We start from the raw sequence: 18,317 nt of genomic DNA, 5'->3' as shown, positions 1-18,317 counted from the left end.
TTCGGTGGTAATTCGGAAAGACATCAGGCGTGCCGTCAAGCTGGTCAAGGATGTTGTGGCATCCCGCAAGGCGCAACACGCGCTGCGCGGCCCGCTGAAATCGCGGGAAATACGCGAGGACAACCACTTCAAGATCGCCGTCTACTTTGCTGACGGGCCGGTCAACATGTACCAGATGCGGCAGTGGTACCGGCCGCTCGCCACCCTCGCCAAGACCTGGCCGGTGCTGGTGCTCAGCCGCACCGGCGGCGGCACCCTCAAGCTCATGGACGAGTCGCCGGTTCCAGTCGCCTACGCGCGCACGGTGCCGCAGCTCGAGCGGATCGTCGCCGAGCAGGACATCCGCATCGTGTTCTATGTCAACCAGAACCCGCGCAACTTTCAGATGATGCGCTACGGGCGCTGCTGGCACGTTTTCATCAACCACGGTGAGAGCGACAAGATGTATATGATCACCAACCAGTTCAAGGCCTACGACTACTCCTTCGTCGCCGGGGACGCCGCGCTGGCCCGACTGGACCGGGTGCTCTGGGACTACGACTTCGACAAGCGCGCCATCAAAATCGGGCGCCCGCAGGCCGACTATTTCAGCGGCGAACTGCCGTACACGCGCGACGAACGCCAGGTCGTGCTCTACGCCCCCACCTGGGAGGGCGATCGGGCAACCGCCGCCTATGGCTCCGTCGCGACCCACGGGGTCGCGCTGGTCAGCGCCCTGCTGGCCACCGGAACGCATCGGGTCATCTATCGTCCGCACCCGCGCAGCGGCGTTGTCGACCACCTCTACGGTGCCGCCAATAAGACCATCATCAGCGCCATCGCCGCGGCGAACGCCCGCGATCCGCGCGCGCAGCACGTCTACGATTCCGGCCCAGACCTCGGCTGGCAGTTGGCCGTCGCTGACGTCGCCATCGTCGACATTTCGGCGATGGTGTACGACCGCCTCGCCACCGGCAAGCCACTTATTATCACCCGCCCGGTGAACCCGACGGCCGTGATCGACACGAGCGGGTACCTCTCCGACTGCGAGTGGCTGCCCGCCGAGAAGGCCGGGGACATCGTGGCCGCCGTCGACCGGCTCACCCACGATGGCGCGGCGGTCGAACGACTGCAGGGCTGGGTGCAGCGCTATTTCGGCGACACCACCCCCGGCGTCGCAACGGAGCGCCTGCACACGGCCGTGCAGCACCTCATGGACGAATGGGATCGGTTCGCGGCCGCGCACGACCACGATGCACCCATCGTGCCCGATCCCACCACGATCCCCGACGACGAGCTATAGCGTCGGGTTCTGACCGGGTGTTGGGCCTCCCAGCGAACATTGCGCGCTGCTGTGCTGCACGGGCGCCCGATTGTGGCTCGCGCGCCGGGCAGGCCGCGCGCGCGAGCGGCTTGGGGTTGCGCGAGCAGCACCAGCACGACCGACGCGCTACTCCCGTGCGGGGTCGAGCGGCGATTCGAGCTGCTGCGGCTGCGCAGTCGGCCACGAAGCGGATGCCAGAGGCTCGGCCGGTCCGGCCGCCACCGGCTTGCCCCGGTGCGTTTCCAGCACCCGGATTTCCCGAACTCGTGGGTCCAAATCCGGCTGAAACCCGGTGGGCGGCGGGCCGAACGCGAGTCGTGACGCGTGCATGACCTTATTGCCCAGAATGTGATTGCCGACACCGCCGATGACCGCTCCGATGCCAAACGGGAGGACTTTGCCGAGCAGGCTGGCGCTGCCACGGGTGGCGAACTGACGCAGAAAAGCGCTCTTGAGCCGGTCAGTCAGGGGGCCCAGAACCGCTCGGGGGAGGCTGTTCGTGATGAGTTCGCCCCAGTAGGTGGTGCGGGCCGTGCCCGAACCGGTGACCTGGCCAGCGAGCTGACGCACCAGATCGCTGCCCTCCCGGCCCAGCATCATGGTCATGACCAGGGCGCGGGCTCGCTCCGGATCCTCCACGGCGATACCGTGTACCTCGCTGACTGACTGCGTGAACAGCGCCGTCGCCTCGAGAAAGCCGGCGGTCTCCAGGCCAGACAGGGCGATGGTCACGCCCGTGCCGACCCCGGGAATGACGGCGGTCGCGCCCACTGCTGCGCCCCCGGCGGTGACCGCCGCGAGATAGCGCTTCTCCAGGATGCGCACGATCTGCTCCGGCGAGGCGTGGGGATTGCGGCGACGGATGCTGCGGATATGGGCCAGGACGACTGGCCGGTGAATGGCCAGAACCCGGTCGATTCCCTTCACAAACCCGGTCGGTAGGGCACCGCCCTGCGGATTCCCGCCGGTCGACGACAGCATCGGTGTGCTTTTCCTGGCCATTGATCGCTTTCCCCCTCGCCCGTCTCGTCGAGTGTACGTGGTGCGCCGGGGCACACGCTGTGCCGCGCGGCGACTCCGGCAAGACATCAAATACCACGTCTGGGCAATTGTCCAGCCGCTAGTCAAGACCGGGGCGGGCGGCTACAACTGAGGAATGCCCGAGCCGAAATCAGAAGCATCCAGACTGCTTGGCCGCCGTCTGCGCGAACGGCGCCTGACTCTTGGCTTCAATCAGGAGTCGGTGGCCCTGCTCGCCGGACTCAACGTGTCGAATTATGCCCGGATCGATCGGGGGTATGGAAACCCGACTATGTACACCCTCATTCGACTTGCCGCCGTCCTGCAACTCGAACTCAGTGAGCTGGTAATCGGCCTGGAGGTCGAACAGCTTCCGCCCACCCGGGACGCCTACCTGGCCATCAACTTTCGCTGACGATGCTTCTGGTCAGGCCTTGGGCTTGACGGCGTAGTCCGTGTTGTAGCGCTCAAGCACGTCGGTGATCGGGGCATCGAGCACAAGATCGCCCCGGTCGAGGTAGAGGCCGCGGGTGCAGAACCGACGCAGGTCTCGCTCATTGTGCGACACGATGAACAGCGTTCGGCCGCCGGCGAGAAGCTCTTCGATGCGCTGATAGCACTTCTCCCGAAAGGCCTTATCTCCCACGGCCAGTACCTCGTCGACTAGCAGAATCGGTTCTTCCAACCGGGAGATCACGGCGAAAGCGATGCGCACCTTCATGCCGCTGGACAGATGCTTGTACGGCGTGTCGATGAAATCGGCGATCTCGGCGAAGTCGATGATCTCGTCAAAGCGTTCGGCAATTTGCTTGCGGGTCATGCCGTGCAATCCCGCAGTGAGATAGACGTTGTCGCGTACGCTCAGGTCGTCGACGAATCCGCCGGTGATCTCGATCAGCGGTGCGACGCCTTCGGTCACGTGCACCGTTCCCGTATCGGGAAGTACGACTCCGGTGACGAGTTTGAGCAGGGTGGACTTGCCCTGGCCGTTGCGGCCGACGACACCGATGGCTTCCCCCGGCTGCACGGTGAAGCTCACGTGCTGCAGGGCCCAGAATTCGCCCGGGCGGCTGCGCCGGTTTCTGGCACCGAAGAGGTCCTTGAAATTGCGACGACCGCGACGATTCCTGCGAAAGCGGATGCCGACATCCACTAGCGCAATCACCGGCAGCACCGCGGCTGTCTGGTTCACCATTAGATCTCCTTCAGAACGGCGCGCTCGGTGCGGCGGAAGACCAGCAGCCCCAGCCCGAGAAAGACCAGGGACATGACAACGCTGATCGCAACGGCGAACCAGTCGAGTTGCTCCGGAAAAAACGCTGCCCGGTAGAGGCTGAAGATGCCGGTCAGTGGGTTGAAAGCAGCCCAGAACTGCAGTTCGGGCGGAAGATCGGTGGTGCTGTAGATGATGGGGGAGGCGTAGAAGAGAAATCGAAGGATGAGTTTGACGGCCCGTTCCAGGTCTCGAAAGAACACGACGAGCGGTGCGACGAGCAGGCCGACCCCCGCGGTCAGCGCTGCCTGAATCACCATGGCGAGGGGAAAGAACAGCGCGTCGATGTGCAGTTGCGCGCCGTACACAATGGCGAAGAGAACCAGTACCGGTATCGAAGCGAGAAACTCGATGCCCTTGGAGAGCACGAGGCGGTTCACCCAGATGGTGCGGGGAATGCGGGTGGAGCGGATGAGCTTGGCCTCGCGCAGAAATGCCCTCGTGCAATCGGAGACAGCCCCGTTGAACCACATCCAGGGCAGCAGGGCGGCCAACAGGAACACGATATAAGGCTCGGTGCCGACGTTTTTGTCAAATACCTGGGTGAAGACGAACCAGTAGATTCCGGCCATCACGAGCGGATCGAGGATGGACCAGAAGTAGCCGAGTACCGAGGTGGAGTAGCGCACGCGAAGATCGCGCTGCGTCAGCAGCCAAAGGGAATGCCGATACCGCGCGATCGGCGTGCGCTGTTCGGGGCGCACCAGGGCGTAACTACTCACGCCGTCTATCGTATGGGAGCCGGACTTGGTCTCGTGCCAGCCCACACTTACTGGGCTCTGACCCAAACACCCCCAAAGAGTGGTCGTCAGCCCCGCAGTCGCATAGGTTAAGGATCAGCGGGTTGCGTGGATTGGTGCTTGTCGACGCAGCCACCCGCACACTAGCAAGGGAGCCCGCATGGCCTACAACGTCGCCCAGAAATTAATTTCCTCGCATCTGATAGTCGGAGAGATGATCCCCGGCACCGAAATCGGCATCCGCATCGACCAGACCCTCACCCAGGATGCAACGGGCACCCTGGTCATGCTCGAGCTGGAAGCTCTCGGCCTGGATTACGCACGCACAGAGGTTTCCGTGCAGTATGTCGACCACAACCTGTTGCAGGCCGACAGCAAGAACGCCGAAGACCATGACTTTCTGCGTTCTGCCTGCCAACGCTTTGGCATCTGGTTTTCCAAGGCCGGCAACGGGGTATCGCACCCGACGCACATGCAGCGCTTCGGTATCCCAGGCAAGACCATGGTCGGCTCGGACAGCCACACCCCGGCGGCTGGCTCCCTCGGCATGCTCGCCATCGGCGTCGGCGGCACCGAGGTCGCGCTGGCGATCGCCGGCGAACCGCTCTACATTCGCATGCCCGAAATCTGGGGGATTCGTCTCACCGGACAGCTGCCGCCGTGGACGAGCGCCAAGGACGTCATCCTTGAAATGCTCCGTCGCCACGGTGTGAAGGGCGGTGTCAACCGGATCGTCGAGTACTACGGTCCGGGGCTGGCATCGCTGACCGCGATGGACCGGCACGTGATTGCCAATATGGGCGCAGAGCTCGGAGCAACGACGACGGTGTTTCCCGCCGATGATCAGGTTCGCACATTCTTGCGCGCGGAGGCGCGTGAGGACGACTTCGTCGAACTGCTCGCCGACGCTGATGCGACCTATGACGTGAACGAGGAGATCGATCTCGCGACGATCGTGCCGTTGATCGCGCTGCCGAGTTCTCCGGGCAATGTCGTTCCGGTGAGCGAGGTCGCCGGCCGGCCGGTCGAGCAGGTGGTGATCGGGTCATCCGCTAACCCGGGTCTGCGCGACTTCGCGATCGTCGCGGCGATCACCAAGGGACGTCAGTCCTTCCCCGGGCTGAGCCTCGACGTCAATCCGAGTTCACGCCAGATTCTGCAGGACCTGACCAAAATGGGGGCAACCCTCGATCTGATCGGGGCCGGTGCGCGGCTGCACCAGTCTGGCTGCATGGGCTGCATCGGCATGGGGCAGGCACCCGCCAACGGCAGCATCAGCCTGCGTACCATGCCGCGCAACTTTCCGGGTCGCTCGGGCACCCAGGAGGACTCGGTCTACCTCTGTTCGCCGGAAACCGGGGCTGCGGCCGCGTTGACCGGAAAAATCACCGATCCGCGCGACCTCGCCGACTTGTTCGGTATGGACTATCCCGAGATCGTCCTGCCCGAGTTCTCCAGTGTGAACCTGACCATGCTTGAGGCGCCGCTGCCGGCGGCGGAATCGCTCACCATCGCGCTGGTCAAGGGCGAGAATATTTCATCTCTGCCGGTCTTCGGCCCGCTCGCCGAGCGTATTGAGGCGCCCGTTGCGCTGATCGTTGGCGACGATATTTCAACGGATGAGATTCTTCCGGCCGGTGCGCGTGTCTTGCCGTTTCGCAGCAACGTGCCCAAACTTGCCGAATTCACCTTTGATCAGGTCGACCCGACCTACCCGACCCGCGCCGCGCTCAGCCGGGACACGACCGGCCATATGATTGTCGCCGGTGCCAACTACGGGCAGGGTTCCTCCCGCGAGCACGCCGCGATCACGCCCCGATTCCTAGGCCTGCGGGTGGTGCTGGCGGTGTCATTCGCGCGAATCCACTGGCAGAACCTGGCCAACTTCGGCGCGCTCGCGCTGCAATTCACGGATGCCGCCGACCACGATCGCATCCAGCGTGACGACGTCCTGGTGCTCGATGGCATTCGGGAGGCGCTCGCCAACGGCACCGAGATTCTCGTTCGCAACACCACCCGCAACGAGACCTATACGGTGCGGCACGAACTCTCGACCCGCCAGATCGAGATGCTCTTGGTCGGCGGTCTCATTCCGTGGCTGCGTGCCCGGCACGCACAGGGCGAGCCCGAGATCGGCGCAGCGGAGTAGCGGTACAAAGAACGGGACCGGCTCCAGCCGGCCCCGTTCTGGTTATTCGGTGCTGTCGACCACGTATCGGTAATACTCGACGCCCTCATCGAAGAAGTCGGGTCCGTTCGATGTTCCGACATGATCGACCACGAACTCGTCGTGGGCGGGCGGGGTGACGTCGATCAGGCGTCCCGCGTGCACGTCGATATATTGCGTTTCGTTCAGATCGACAGCTCCGAGCAGCGCGCGGTCGAAATTGATTCGCGCCGCCGCGTCTTGCCACCCGGCCACAACCCGCAGCGGCAGGGCCTCCGCCGCGTCGCCACTGCCATAGCCGAGGGCCAGCCAGTCCTGATCGGCCAGATCCAGGCCGTCGGTCAGGGCCTGGTGCAGGCCAGCGGCGAGCCAGGCCGGCAGGGCAGCGGTGTAGAGATTACCGAGGTCGCGCATGGCTTCCGAGCCTAGTCCGAGCTTTTCCCGAACGAGGGTGTCCCAGAGCGGGGTTTTGCGCAGCTGGTTGCGCGCCCGGCGCGCCAGCGGAAAGGCATCGCCGGTGTTTTCGGCGAGCTGCGCACCGGTGATTCCGAATGGTTTTGGAGCCAGCAGCTCAGCGCTCAGCCGATCGGCGTCGACGCCGGCTCCGGCGGCGAGTGCGCGCAGCTCGTCGTGACCGTCGGTATCGTGCGCGAGAGTGAACAGGTAGGCCATGACCCACCCGGTGGTGGGCATCTGGTGGTACGGGCGGTGCATGAACACCGCGTCGATGTCGTGAAAATAGTCGAGATTTCGGCCGGGGCGTTTGTCGAGCATCGCCGTCATCGCGTGGTGGGTGGCATCGATGTAGCAGCTGGTGGAGTAATGCCCGTTGAACATGGGCAGGTCCTGCAGCTGGCCGTCGTCGCGGTCGGGCTGATTGCGAAAACGTGTAAACGGCTTGCGAAAGTCGGCCACCCGATAGTCGGAGTCGCTGCCAGCCCTGGCGAGGTCCACCTCCAGTAGCCGTGCGTCGCTCTCCAGCAACATGGCGACGGCCCCTGCTCCCTGGGTGGGCTCGCCGCTGCCACCGCGCGCGTACTCGGCGATGTCGGCGCAGACGACGATGGCCTGGCGACCGCGGCCATCCGTTGCCAGATAGCGCAGCGCAGCTTTCATGCCGTACACGCCGCCGAGGCAGGCCTGCTTGAATTCAGGCACTTCGCAGTCTCTGGCCAACAGTGGCAGGCCGGCGGCGGCGAGGGCCTCATTGACCATGCCCTTCACGATGACAGCACCGGCCGAATTGTCGGTGCTTGATTCGGTTCCGAGGGCGAGCAGCCCGACCTGGGTCGGGTCGATGTCGTAGTCCCTAATCAGCCGCCAGACCGCGGTAGCCGCGAAGGTATAGACACTCTGCCGAGGTGCGCGCATGCGAAAACTGCGTCCGACCACCGAACGGAATTTCTCCCACGGTTGGTCATTCCACTCGCACCACGATTCGAGCTGAACGCGATACGGCGGGAGGTACAGGGAAAAACCACTAATTCCAGGAGCCAACTGTGTCCACTTAACTTTCAGGTGATTGCGGGGCCGCGACGGTCACGCTATTTTAGTCGGCCAAGCTGCGAGTCGGGGCGCGGGCCGGTTCGAACGGATAACATCGGGGGCCCGTCTAAAATGGAGGCAGAACCGATCGGAGCAGTCCTGTGTCACAGACCCTTGAGGCCGGCGCTACGGCCCGCGCCCGCGCACACAGCAATATTGCACTGGTCAAGTACTGGGGCAAGAACGATGCCGTTCTCAATACCCCGGCGGTCGGGTCGATCTCGATCACCCTCGACGCCCTCTACACCGACACCCGAGTGACCTTTCGCGCCGGGCTCGCGACCGATGAATTATGGCTCAACGGATGCCGGCACGACGCCACCAAGGCCAGTCGCGTTCTCGACCTGGTGCGTTATTCCCGAGGTGCCACCCTATGCGCGATCGTGGAGTCCACGAATAATTTCCCGACCGGAGCCGGGCTGGCCTCGTCGGCGTCCGGTTTCGCCGCTCTCGCCGTCGCCGCGACCGGCGCAGCCGGGCTCACGCCGACCGCGCGGGAGCTGTCCATCCTGGCCAGGCACGGCTCCGGTTCGGCCGCCCGTTCCATTTTCGGCGGTTTCGCCGAGATGCACGCCGGCAGTGCCGCCGACGGTTTGGACTCCTACGCTGAGCAGCTGCTGCCCGGCGCGGACTGGCCGCTCGCCATTTTGGTCGCTATCACCGCGCACGGGGCGAAGCCGATCAATTCGACCGTCGGCATGGGCGCGACCGCGGTCAGTTCGCCGTTCTACCTGGCCTGGCTGGCGACGGCCCCGACTGATCTCGCCGATATGCGGGCCGCGATCGCCGCTTTCGACTTCGTGCGTGTCGGCGAACTCGCCGAGTACAACTGCCTCAAGCTGCACGCCCTGATGCTCACCACCCGGCCAGCGTTGATCTATTGGAACGCCGCGACGGTCGCCGTGATGCACGCCGTTCGCGACCTGCGCGCGTCCGGCATTGCGGCCTACTTCACCATTGATGCCGGACCGCAGGTGAAGGTGCTCTGCCTGCCGACCGATGCGTCCCGGGTGCACGCCGCACTGTCGACCGTGGGCGGCGTGCTCGAGGTGCGCCAGAGCGCGCTCGGCCCCGACGCCTACCGGCTGGACTGACGTGACAGCGATAACGTCATCGGCCCCTGGAAAACTTTTTCTGCTCGGTGAATACGCGGTTTTGCACGGCGCACCGGCGCTGCTGGCGGCCGTCGATCGCAGAGTCACCGTCACGGTCGTACCGGCCGGGTCCTGGCGGCTGCACGCCCAAAGCATTGGCATCCAGCACCTCGACCTCGACGATGAGGGGCAACTACCGGCCGCTCTCAACGCCCAGACCCGGTCGACCCTGCGCCTGTTCGATACGGTGCGAGCGGCAGTGCGAGCCCGAGCCGGCGGCGGCCCGTTCGAGATCAGCATCGACAGCGCGGAACTCTCCCGCGATGGCCACAAGTTGGGACTCGGGTCGAGCGCTGCGGTGGCCAGCGCGCTCACGGCCGCCTTGGCCACGGCCTCGAGGCTGTACCTCGATCGCGCGGCGCTGTTCACGCTGGCCCAGTCGGCTCATCGGGCCGCCCAAAACGGCACGGGTAGCGGCGGAGATGTCGCCGCAAGCGTCTACGGCGGTCTGCTCTCCTATGCCGTCGGCGCGACGCCGGTGCCGTTGCAGTGGCCCAACGATCTCACCATGCTGGTCGTGGTCACCGGTGAAGGGTCGGTGACAACCGACCTGGTCGGTCGGGTGAACGACTTTGGTGCCGCGCATCCGCTGCAACACGCCCAGGACGTGGCGAGGCTGACCCGGCTCGCGCACACGGCACAGTCAGCGCTCGCCGACCGCGCCGAATTTCTGCGCCTGATCGACGACTACTTCACCGCGCTGGCCCGGCTCGACAGCCACGCCGAGGCCGGCATCGTTACCGCGCGTCACCGGGAGCTGCGCGTCGTGGCCCAGCGGGCTGGTGGCGTGTTCAAGACTTCCGGAGCTGGCGGCGGCGATGTCGGACTCGCCTTCAGCGCGAGCGGCTTGGCCGCCGAACGGCTCGCGGCAGCACTGACCGACGCCGGCGCATCCGTTGTACCGCTGGTCCTTGGCGCAGAGGGGACAAGGTCATGAGCGGCTCACGCATCGCGAAGTTCTATCGGAAGTCGGTTCAGAAACGACTGGAGTTGCTACACGAACGCGGAACGTTGAATGATGCTGACTACGCCATGCTGCAGCCCGGTGCGGGCCTGCTGAACGCCGAAACCGCCGATCGTCTCACTGAAAACGTGATCGGCGTATTTTCGATGCCACTTGGGCTCGGACTGAATTTTCAGATCAACGGCCTGGACTATCTGGTTCCCATGGTGGTGGAGGAGCCGTCCGTCGTGGCTGCGGTCAGTTCCACCGCGCTTCTGGTGCGCCAGGCGGGTGGGTTCGCCAGCAGATCCGACGAGCCGCTGCTGATCGGCCAGGTGCAGATCGTCGACGTTGCCGACCCGGCGCGTGCTCGCCAGGCTCTGCTTGCGCAATCTGAGCACATTCTGCAGCTGGCCAACAGCGGCCACGCGAACATGGTCGCCCGCGGCGGCGGCGCGCGCGGTATCGAGGTGCACCTGCGCGGAGCGACGGCGCAAAACGGCGAGCTGCTGGTGGTACATCTGCTCGTTGACACCCGCGATGCGATGGGCGCGAACCTGGTCAACTCCATGTGCGAAAGCATCGCACCCCTGGTCGAGCAGATCAGCGCTGGTCGGGTGTTCTTGCGCATCCTCTCAAACCTGACCGATCGCGCCCTCGTGCGTGCCCGGGCGGTCATCCCGGAAGCCCTGCTGGCAACCCGGGACTATCCCGGCGACCGGGTGCGCGACGGGATCATTCTGGCCAGCGAATTCGCCGCCATGGACCCCTATCGGGCCACCACCCATAACAAGGGCATCATGAACGGCATCGACGCCGTCGCGATCGCCACCGGCAACGACTGGCGCGCCATCGAGGCCGCCGCCCACGCGTACGCCGCCCGCGGGCCACGTTATGCACCGTTGTCGACCTGGAGCGCCAACGACGCCGGCGACCTGGTCGGCGAACTGACCATGCCGCTGAAGGTCGGCACGGTCGGCGGTCAGGTGGAATCGAACCCGGCCGTGCGCATCGCCCATACAATTTTGGATGTCGCCTCGGCGCGCGAACTGGCCGAGGTAATGGCGGCCGTCGGGCTGGCCCAGAACCTGGCTGCGCTCAAAGCGCTCTCGACCACGGGGATCCAACACGGCCACATGCGCCTGCACGCCCGAGCGGTCGCGGTGGCCGCCGGTACCGGCCCGGCGCGGTTCGATGAGGTCGTCGAGCGACTCCTCGTCGGCGGCGAGATCAAGGTGTGGAAGGCGCGGCAGATTCTGGCCGAACTCGAAGCCCGGCCGTCGCCGGTCCTCGCGCCCCCGACCGCAGTGCCCCAGGCCGCAGCGATGCAGGCCGCAGCGATGCCGGCCGCAGCGATGCCGGCCGCAGCGATGCCGGCCGCAGCGATGCCGACGCGTGCACCGCTCGGTGCCCGCTCGCAGGTCGGCTACGGAAAGATCATCCTGCTCGGCGAGCACTCCGTGGTCTACGGCCGCCGCGCTATTGCCGCGCCGATCGGCCTCACAGTGCGAGCCGAGGTCGTTCGCGGCGAACCTGGGCAGGCGCCGGTCATCACCGACTGGAACGTTGATGGTTCGGCGCAGGAAACGATCAGCCCCGACGTCTCACATCAGGTCGCCGCGTTGATCGCGGCGCGTCTCGGGCTGCCCGAATCCGGCGTGCGGGTCGACGTGTTTTCCAAGCTTCCGCGCGCGAGCGGCCTGGGAGCGTCGGCCGCGTTCGCCGTCGCACTGATTCGAGCGACCGCCGAGTGCTTCTCGATCGAGCTCAGCGACGAACAGGTGTCGAGCCTGGCCTTTGAGTGCGAACAGATCGTGCACGGCACACCCTCGGGCATCGACAACACCGTTGCCACCTTCGGTCGGCCGATCCTGTTTAAAAAAACGGATGCCCCGAGCGGTCACGAAATAAGCGACATTGTCACACCGCATCCGATCCCGATCGTGATCGGTCTCAGCGGTGTGCACGCCCTGACCGCGCACACCGTGGCCGCGGTGCGCGCGGCGTGGCTGCACAACCGCGCGCGTTACGATGCGATCTTCGATCAGATCGACTCCCTGGTGGGGGAGGGGGCCGACGCCCTGCGCCGGGGCGACACGGCCGAACTGGGCGAGCTCATGAACATCAATCAGGGCCTGCTCAATGCACTGCAGGTGTCGAGCCCTGAGCTCGAGCAGATGGTCGCCATCGCGCGCCGGGCCGGTGCGCTCGGTGCCAAGCTCACCGGCGGGGGCGGCGGTGGCGCGATTATCGCCCTGGCCGGGCCCGCTGGCGCCGAACCGATCCGTACCGCTCTGCACCAGGCCGGCTACACCACCTATCTCACCGAGATTAGATAATCGATCGCCGCCCCGGGTGTGGGTGATCGCTGGCTCCGTCAGGTTCACCGGCGTGCGCTGCGTCGCGAACGGAGGCTCCTGGCTACGTCACCGGGGTGCGCTCTCCTCGGCGACCTGGTCGCCCGATGCGCGCTGCAGCTCGCCCTGCAGTTCCTGGAAGTACGCGACTTCCTTCTGAATACCGGCGGCCTCGCGGGGCGAATATCCGGCGGCCGCCAACTCATGCGCGATGTGGGAATAGGCACGACCATACTCGGCCACCGCCGCGTACAGGGCAGCTCTACGCGGCTCGTTCTTCGACACGACCTCGGTGTTGTCGAGGTTTCTGGCGCAAAAATAGTTTCGGTAGTCGAGGGTACGTTTCGGCGGGGAAACCGGCTCGCACAGCTCACGAAGCGCATCCTCCGCTGCATCCAGCATTGAGCGGTTGTCCTTCAATCGATTCTCCGGCATGTCAGCCCATCCTTTGCGAAGTCGGTCCTTCCAACCTACTCGGGGCGACGGGCGGTCTCGGCGCACGCGGTACGTTTGATGAGCGGAGCATTTATTGCCCGCATGACTGGTAGCTCAGAAAGAGACCCCCATTTATGCGCATTCGCGCCCATTCAACATCCTGGCTGCGCGCCGCAGCCGCCGTCCTTGCCACCGTCGCCCTGGTCACCGGGTGCACTGCCACTACCCCCACAACCGCCGCCGACGCGAACACCCTCACCTACGCCATCAACGGCGGCACGCTCAGTGGCGGCAAGATGGACATCCACTCGTCGGCGTTCCAGGCCACTGCCCTCGTGATGCGCAACTCCTTCGACTCCCTCGTCTATGAGAAAGCCGACGGCTCGTTCGTGCCATGGCTCGCCACGTCCTGGCAGATCTCGGACGACGGCCTGCACTACACGTTCGATCTGCGGGGCGATGTCACGTTCCACGACGGCGAACCCTTCAACGCCGAGGCCGTCAAGGCCAACTTTGAGCACGTCGTCGCCCCAGAGACGGCGTCAGCGGATGCTGCCAGTCTGATCGGGTACGCCGAAACCGGCGGCTTCTACGCTGGCACCGAGGTTGTCGACGAATTCACCGTTCGGGTGAACTTCAGCCAGCCATACGCGCCATTCCTGCAGGCGGTGAGCACCGCCAAGCTTGGCTTCTACTCGCCGGCCACTCTGCGGGACAACGCGGCGCAGCTGCCGGCCGGTGGACCGGGCATTTCGGTGGGAACCGGACCTTACGTGCTGAGCGAATATACGCCAGACCAGGGCATCGTGTTCACCGCAAACGAAGACTACGACTGGGCGCCGGAGGGGAGCTCCCATCAGGGCGCGCCCGCCATCGACACGCTCGAGTTCCGCATCCTTCCCGAATCCTCGGTGCGTACGGGCGCCCTCACGAGCGGCCAGGCGCAGATCGCCAGCGACATCACCCCGAACACAGTGAGCCAGATCGGCGACGACTTCTCGATCGAGAACGTGACTATGCCGGGCCTGCCGTACACCCTGTTCCTGAACGAGGCGCACGGCGTCTTCGCCGACGAGAACGTGCGCCGTGCCTTCGCGCTCGGGGTCGATATCGGTCCGGCCGTCGAGACCATCTACCAGGGACAGGCGGAGCGCGCCTGGAGCATCCTCTCCCCGGCCACGCCCAACTCCTACGACCCGAGCCTCGAAGACAGCTGGGCGTTCGACCCAGATCAGGCCAATGCGCTGCTTGATGCGTCCGGCTGGACCGAGCGCGACTCCGAGGGGTACCGCACCAAAGGTGGAGCCCGACTGAGCGCCCAGTGGCTCGCCTACACCCCGGTCTCCGACGCCAACGCAAGCCTCGGCGACGTGGTGCAGTCTGACCTGCGCGACATCGGGTTCGAAATCGTGCGCGACAACCGTGAGATCGCCCAATACTACGAGGCCTTCGACGCACGCGACTATGACCTGTCCGACTGGAGTTTCCCCAGCGTCGACGCCGACGTCCTGCGCGCCCACCTACACAGCGGCGGCTATAAGAACGGCTCGTCTACGGCCGACCCGGTCGTCGACCAGCTGCTCGACGACGCCATCGCCACGAGCGATCCGACCGAACGCGAAGCGCTCTACCAGCAGCTGCAGAAGTGGAACGCGACCCATGTGGTCATGGTTCCGATCACGGTGCCCACCGCCATCACCGCCTACAGCAAGACCATCGAGAACCTGAGCTTCGATCTGTACGGGCAGCCGCTCTTCTACGAGGCGGCCCTCACGACCGCGCCGTGACCGCGCACCGCGAAGGCCGTGCGCGTCGATCCGGCCGACCGGGCGCCCGCCTGGCCGGCCGGATCGGCGGCATGATTCTCGTGGTGTGGGGCGCCGCCACCGTGGGCTTCTTCTCGCTGCGGTTGATCCCCGGCGACCCGGTGAACGTGCTCGTGGGGCTCGGCAACGTGTCGCAGCGAGTGCGCGACCAAATCCGAGCAGACTGGGGCCTCGTCGACCCGCTTCTCCTGCAGTATTTCCACTACCTCGGCCGCCTGCTGCAGGGTGACCTCGGCACGTCGTATCGCATGCAGCAACCCGTCGCCGCGGTGATCGGCCAGCAACTCGCGCCGACGATGCAACTGATGGGCCTCGCCATCTCGTTCGCCGTGCTGATCGCGTTCGGGTCGGCGCTGCTCGGCCGCGGCAGGCGCACCGGTCCGGTGGCTGGCCTGTTCGAGCTCGTGGCGGTGTCCTCGCCCACGTTTTGGATCGGCCTGGTGCTGATTGGTGTTTTCGGCTTCGGACTGGGTTGGTTCGCCGTGGTCGCCACTGCCGGGTTCGGCGCGCTCGTGCTGCCCGCCGTGACCCTCGCCATTCCGGTGGCCGGCATTCTCAGCCAGGTGTTGCGCCAGGGCCTCGACGACGCGGCCGCTCTGCCCTTCGTCGACACCGTGCGCGCCCGTGGAGCGAGCCAGACCCGCCTCGTGCTGCGGCATACCCTGCGCCACGCCGCAGCAAACAGCGTCACCCTCACGGGTTACATCGTCGGTTCCTTGCTCGGCGGTTCGGTGCTGGTAGAGACCGTCTTCGCCCGTCCCGGACTCGGACGCGTGGCCCTGAACGCCATCGTCAATCGGGATGTGCCTGTGGTGCTGGGCATTATTGTGCTCGCCGCAGTGTCGTTCTCGTTGGTCAACCTGCTGGTCGACTTCGTGGCCGACCGTCTCGACCCGCGCCTGGCGACCGAGCAGGCCTACGCGTGAGCATTCTCACCGCCGCGCGCTCCCGAACCGCCCGCACCCGACACGTGACCCGGATGCCCACACCGGCCCTCTGGGTGGCCGCCGGCTTCCTACTGATTGTCTTGCTGTCCGCATTGTTTCCTCGGTTGTTCACCGGGGCTGATCCCGTGCGCACGGACATCGGCGCTGCGCTGCTGGCGCCCGGCCCTGGGCATCCGTTTGGAACCGACCAGGCCGGCCGCGACGTGTTCGCACGTGTCATCTATGGCTCGCGCTACTCGCTCGCGATCGGCTTCGGGGCTACTCTGATTGCGCTCCTGGCGGGCCTGGTGATCGGCTCTCTGGCCGGGCTGATGCGCCGGGTCGGCGACGGTGTATTGAGCCGGGCGATCGAGATCGTGATGGCGTTTCCGGAGTTTCTGCTAGCGCTGATCGTGATAGCGATCATCGGGCCGGGGGAGGCGAGTCTGCTGATCGCGGTCGCCATCGCGGTGATTCCGTCGTATGCCCGCGTCGCCCGGGTACAGACCCTGGTGGTGAAGCGGGCCGGCTACGTGGAGGCCGCCCGCACACTCGGGGTGTCGCCGGCGGTCACCGTGCTGCGGCACGTGGTGCCGAACACGCTCGGGCCGTTGCTCGTGATGGCCACAATGGGAATCGGCACGGCCATCACGGCCGCCGCCGGCCTCAGTTTTCTCGGCCTCGGGCCGAAGCCGCCCACACCGGAGTGGGGGCTCATTCTCTCCGAGGGACGCAACTTTCTCGCTACAGCCTGGTGGATCGCTGTGTTCCCTGGACTCGTGATCACCGCGACCGTGGTCTCGACGAGCGTTCTCGGACGGCACCTGCAGGCCAGCGCGGCGGGGCGGCAACGATGAGCGTCGTGAGTGTGCGCAACCTGCGCGTCGTCGTGCCGGGCGGGGCCGCCGTGGTCGATGGGGTGTCGTTTCGCATCGAGGCTGGGCAGTGCCTCGGCATCGTGGGGGAGTCCGGTGCCGGTAAGACCCTGACCGCGCGTAGCCTGATTGGGCTCGCCGGCACCGGGGTCACCGCCGACGAACTGACGGTGGCCGGCGTCGACGCCCGCGCCCTCTCCCCTCAAGTCTGGCGGGGCCTCCGCGGGGCGCGGGTGGGGCTCGTGAGCCAGGACGCCCTGGTCTCTCTCGACCCGCTGCGCCGAGTGGGCGCCGAGGTGGCCGAACCGCTCGAGGTGCACGAACCGCAGCTCGGCCGTGTCGACCGTTCTCGCCGCGTGCTGCAGCTGCTCCGGCAGGTTGCCATGCCCGATCCGGCCCGGCGTGCCCGGCAGTACCCGCACGAGCTCTCCGGCGGACTGCGCCAGCGCGCGCTTATCGCCGCGGCACTGGCGGCATCGCCGTCGCTGCTGATCGCCGACGAACCCACGACAGCTCTCGACGCGACGGTGCAGGCGCAGGTCGTGCGACTGCTGCGTGAGCTGAAGGAATCTGGCCTCGCCCTGTTGCTGATCAGCCATGACCTGTCGATCATCCGCCAGCTGGCCGACCAGGTGGCGGTCATGAAGGACGGCCGATTCGTGGAAGTGCAGGCCGCGGCCGCCCTGTTTGCCGCGCCGCAGCATCCGTATACTCGTCAGTTGCTGGCCGCTGCCGCGTTGGGCACGGCCACGGCGCCGAAGCCGGGCCCTGTGGTGCTCGCCGCACATGACCTCGCTAAGGCATACGGAACGCTGACGGCCGTCGATGGGGTCTCGTTCGAACTGCGAGCCGGCCACACCGTGGGTATCGTGGGCGAGTCAGGCTCGGGAAAGAGTACCGTGGCACGGATGCTGCTGGGCACGCAGTCGCCCGACCATGGTTCGGTGCTGCTGAACGGCGAGCCCTGGAGCGGCCTGCCGGAATCCCAGCGCCGGGCCCGGCGGGGACGTCTCCAGATCATTCACCAGGACTCGCTGAGCGCTTTCGACCCGCGGGCGACGGTGCTGCAGATTCTGTCAGAGGCTATCGCTCTCGACGGGATTTCGCGCCGGTGGCGCACGGCTCGGGCGGTGGAATTGCTCGCGCAGGTGGCGCTGGCGACCGGGCTGCTTGGCCGGCGCGCGCACGAGCTCTCCGGTGGGCAGCGGCAGCGGGTGGCGATCGCCAGGGCGCTCGCCCGGCGGCCGAGCATCCTGGTATGCGACGAGCCGGTCTCGGCGCTCGACGCGCAGATTCAATCCCAGGTGCTCGCGCTGTTGGCCTCTCTCCAGGAATCCACCGGACTCGCCATGGTGTTCATCTCGCACGACCTTGCCGTAGTTCGGGCACTCAGTCACGAGGTCCTCGTGATGAAGGACGGCGTTGTTGTGGAGCAGGGGCCGGCGGTCGATCTCTTTGCGGCGCCGCAGCATCCGTTCACCCGCGAGTTGCTCGCCGCCCACCGGTAAAACCGGTGTTTCTGCGGTGGAATACCCTGTCGTCCTCTGTGGCGCTAGCCAAAGAGCGCCGCAACTTTGGTGAGGGTCTGGTAAACGCCGTAGAGCAGCGGAATTGCGACGAGGATCCAGCCGAGCGCAAGTCGTGCCTTCTTCATGTCAGGCCTCCGGCAAAGTCAAGTGGTCAGGGCAACGCGGGGGTTTTTGCTTCGAGAAGTAGCTGGTTGAGGCGGTAGGCGGGGGTTTCGAGGTTGAGG

The 18,317-nt window shown here is 65.9% G+C and carries 15 protein-coding genes; 10 read left to right on the top strand and 5 right to left on the bottom strand.

The features are described 5' to 3' along the window. Nucleotides 1-4: 4 nt before the first annotated feature. Nucleotides 5-1,282, top strand: coding sequence for a CDP-glycerol glycerophosphotransferase family protein (locus CXY80_RS05660; RefSeq protein ID WP_104131897.1), 1,278 nt, complete (start codon nt 5-7; stop codon nt 1,280-1,282). Between the two features lie 147 nt (nt 1,283-1,429). Here CXY80_RS05660 and CXY80_RS05655 read toward each other — a convergent pair whose 3' ends face one another. After that, complete coding sequence (locus CXY80_RS05655; RefSeq protein ID WP_199182231.1) at nt 1,430-2,305, bottom strand: hypothetical protein; 876 nt, start codon at nt 2,303-2,305, stop codon at nt 1,430-1,432. A 154-nt stretch (nt 2,306-2,459) separates the two neighbouring features. Here CXY80_RS05655 and CXY80_RS05650 point away from each other — a divergent pair, with 154 nt between their 5' ends. After that, nucleotides 2,460-2,738, top strand: coding sequence for a helix-turn-helix domain-containing protein (locus CXY80_RS05650; RefSeq protein WP_092450179.1), 279 nt, complete (start codon nt 2,460-2,462; stop codon nt 2,736-2,738). A 12-nt stretch (nt 2,739-2,750) separates the two neighbouring features. Here the strand turns inward: CXY80_RS05650 and CXY80_RS05645 are convergent, their stop codons facing one another. After that, nucleotides 2,751-3,518, bottom strand: coding sequence for an ABC transporter ATP-binding protein (locus CXY80_RS05645; RefSeq protein ID WP_199182230.1), 768 nt, complete (start codon nt 3,516-3,518; stop codon nt 2,751-2,753). Next, nucleotides 3,518-4,318, bottom strand: coding sequence for an ABC transporter permease (locus CXY80_RS05640; RefSeq protein WP_233195044.1), 801 nt, complete (start codon nt 4,316-4,318; stop codon nt 3,518-3,520). The genes CXY80_RS05645 and CXY80_RS05640 overlap by 1 nt, the downstream gene beginning before the upstream one ends. Before the next feature lie 178 nt (nt 4,319-4,496). Between CXY80_RS05640 and CXY80_RS05635 the strand changes: the two genes are divergently transcribed. Further along, nucleotides 4,497-6,485, top strand: a complete 1,989-nt coding sequence (locus tag CXY80_RS05635) for an aconitate hydratase (protein ID WP_092450177.1) — start codon at nt 4,497-4,499, stop codon at nt 6,483-6,485. A 42-nt stretch (nt 6,486-6,527) separates the two neighbouring features. Here CXY80_RS05635 and CXY80_RS05630 read toward each other — a convergent pair whose 3' ends face one another. Further along, on the bottom strand, nt 6,528-8,000 hold the full coding sequence (locus CXY80_RS05630) for a hydroxymethylglutaryl-CoA synthase family protein (protein ID WP_104131896.1): 1,473 nt from the start codon (nt 7,998-8,000) through the stop codon (nt 6,528-6,530). 149 nt (nt 8,001-8,149) lie between these two features. Here CXY80_RS05630 and mvaD point away from each other — a divergent pair, with 149 nt between their 5' ends. The 3 genes from mvaD to CXY80_RS05615 are packed head-to-tail and all read left to right on the top strand — an operon-like array spanning nt 8,150 to nt 12,484. Beyond that, on the top strand, nt 8,150-9,142 hold the full coding sequence (gene mvaD / locus CXY80_RS05625; protein WP_104131895.1) for a diphosphomevalonate decarboxylase: 993 nt from the start codon (nt 8,150-8,152) through the stop codon (nt 9,140-9,142). Nucleotide 9,143: 1 nt separating this feature from the next. Beyond that, nucleotides 9,144-10,139, top strand: a complete 996-nt coding sequence (locus CXY80_RS05620; RefSeq protein ID WP_158251577.1) for a mevalonate kinase — start codon at nt 9,144-9,146, stop codon at nt 10,137-10,139. After that, complete coding sequence (locus CXY80_RS05615; protein ID WP_104131893.1) at nt 10,136-12,484, top strand: hydroxymethylglutaryl-CoA reductase, degradative; 2,349 nt, start codon at nt 10,136-10,138, stop codon at nt 12,482-12,484. The genes CXY80_RS05620 and CXY80_RS05615 overlap by 4 nt, the downstream gene beginning before the upstream one ends. 87 nt (nt 12,485-12,571) lie before the next feature. Here the strand turns inward: CXY80_RS05615 and CXY80_RS05610 are convergent, their stop codons facing one another. Further along, nucleotides 12,572-12,937, bottom strand: a complete 366-nt coding sequence (locus CXY80_RS05610) for a hypothetical protein (RefSeq protein WP_104131892.1) — start codon at nt 12,935-12,937, stop codon at nt 12,572-12,574. Nucleotides 12,938-13,071: 134 nt separating this feature from the next. On the opposite strand from CXY80_RS05610, the gene CXY80_RS05605 reads away from it, so the two are divergent. The 4 genes from CXY80_RS05605 to CXY80_RS05590 are packed head-to-tail and all read left to right on the top strand — an operon-like array spanning nt 13,072 to nt 18,072. After that, complete coding sequence (locus tag CXY80_RS05605; RefSeq protein ID WP_092450165.1) at nt 13,072-14,724, top strand: ABC transporter substrate-binding protein; 1,653 nt, start codon at nt 13,072-13,074, stop codon at nt 14,722-14,724. After that, nucleotides 14,721-15,689, top strand: coding sequence for an ABC transporter permease (locus CXY80_RS05600; protein ID WP_233195042.1), 969 nt, complete (start codon nt 14,721-14,723; stop codon nt 15,687-15,689). Before CXY80_RS05605 ends, CXY80_RS05600 begins: the two co-directional genes overlap by 4 nt. Then, entirely contained in the window at nt 15,686-16,546 is an 861-nt protein-coding gene (locus CXY80_RS05595) for an ABC transporter permease (protein WP_233195040.1), read from the top strand. The genes CXY80_RS05600 and CXY80_RS05595 overlap by 4 nt, the downstream gene beginning before the upstream one ends. Next, entirely contained in the window at nt 16,543-18,072 is a 1,530-nt protein-coding gene (locus CXY80_RS05590; protein ID WP_104131891.1) for an ABC transporter ATP-binding protein, read from the top strand. The genes CXY80_RS05595 and CXY80_RS05590 overlap by 4 nt, the downstream gene beginning before the upstream one ends. Nucleotides 18,073-18,317: the final 245 nt, after the last annotated feature.

Source organism: Cryobacterium sp. M91 (assembly GCF_002929615.1).
Classification (GTDB): Bacteria; Actinomycetota; Actinomycetes; order Actinomycetales; family Microbacteriaceae; genus Cryobacterium; species Cryobacterium levicorallinum.
This window is presented reverse-complemented; position numbering and strand designations above follow the sequence as displayed.

Excerpts from the sequence above, each read along its gene's own strand:
- CXY80_RS05655 (WP_199182231.1), bottom strand. The coding sequence starts at position 2,305 with ATGGCCAGGAAAAGCACACCGATGCTGTCGTCGACCGGCGGGAATCCG.
- CXY80_RS05650 (WP_092450179.1), top strand. The coding sequence starts at position 2,460 with ATGCCCGAGCCGAAATCAGAAGCATCCAGACTGCTTGGCCGCCGTCTG.
- CXY80_RS05645 (WP_199182230.1), bottom strand. The coding sequence starts at position 3,518 with ATGGTGAACCAGACAGCCGCGGTGCTGCCGGTGATTGCGCTAGTGGAT.
- CXY80_RS05635 (WP_092450177.1), top strand. The coding sequence starts at position 4,497 with ATGGCCTACAACGTCGCCCAGAAATTAATTTCCTCGCATCTGATAGTC.
- CXY80_RS05615 (WP_104131893.1), top strand. The coding sequence starts at position 10,136 with ATGAGCGGCTCACGCATCGCGAAGTTCTATCGGAAGTCGGTTCAGAAA.
- CXY80_RS05610 (WP_104131892.1), bottom strand. The coding sequence starts at position 12,937 with ATGCCGGAGAATCGATTGAAGGACAACCGCTCAATGCTGGATGCAGCG.
- CXY80_RS05605 (WP_092450165.1), top strand. The coding sequence starts at position 13,072 with ATGCGCATTCGCGCCCATTCAACATCCTGGCTGCGCGCCGCAGCCGCC.
- CXY80_RS05590 (WP_104131891.1), top strand. The coding sequence starts at position 16,543 with ATGAGCGTCGTGAGTGTGCGCAACCTGCGCGTCGTCGTGCCGGGCGGG.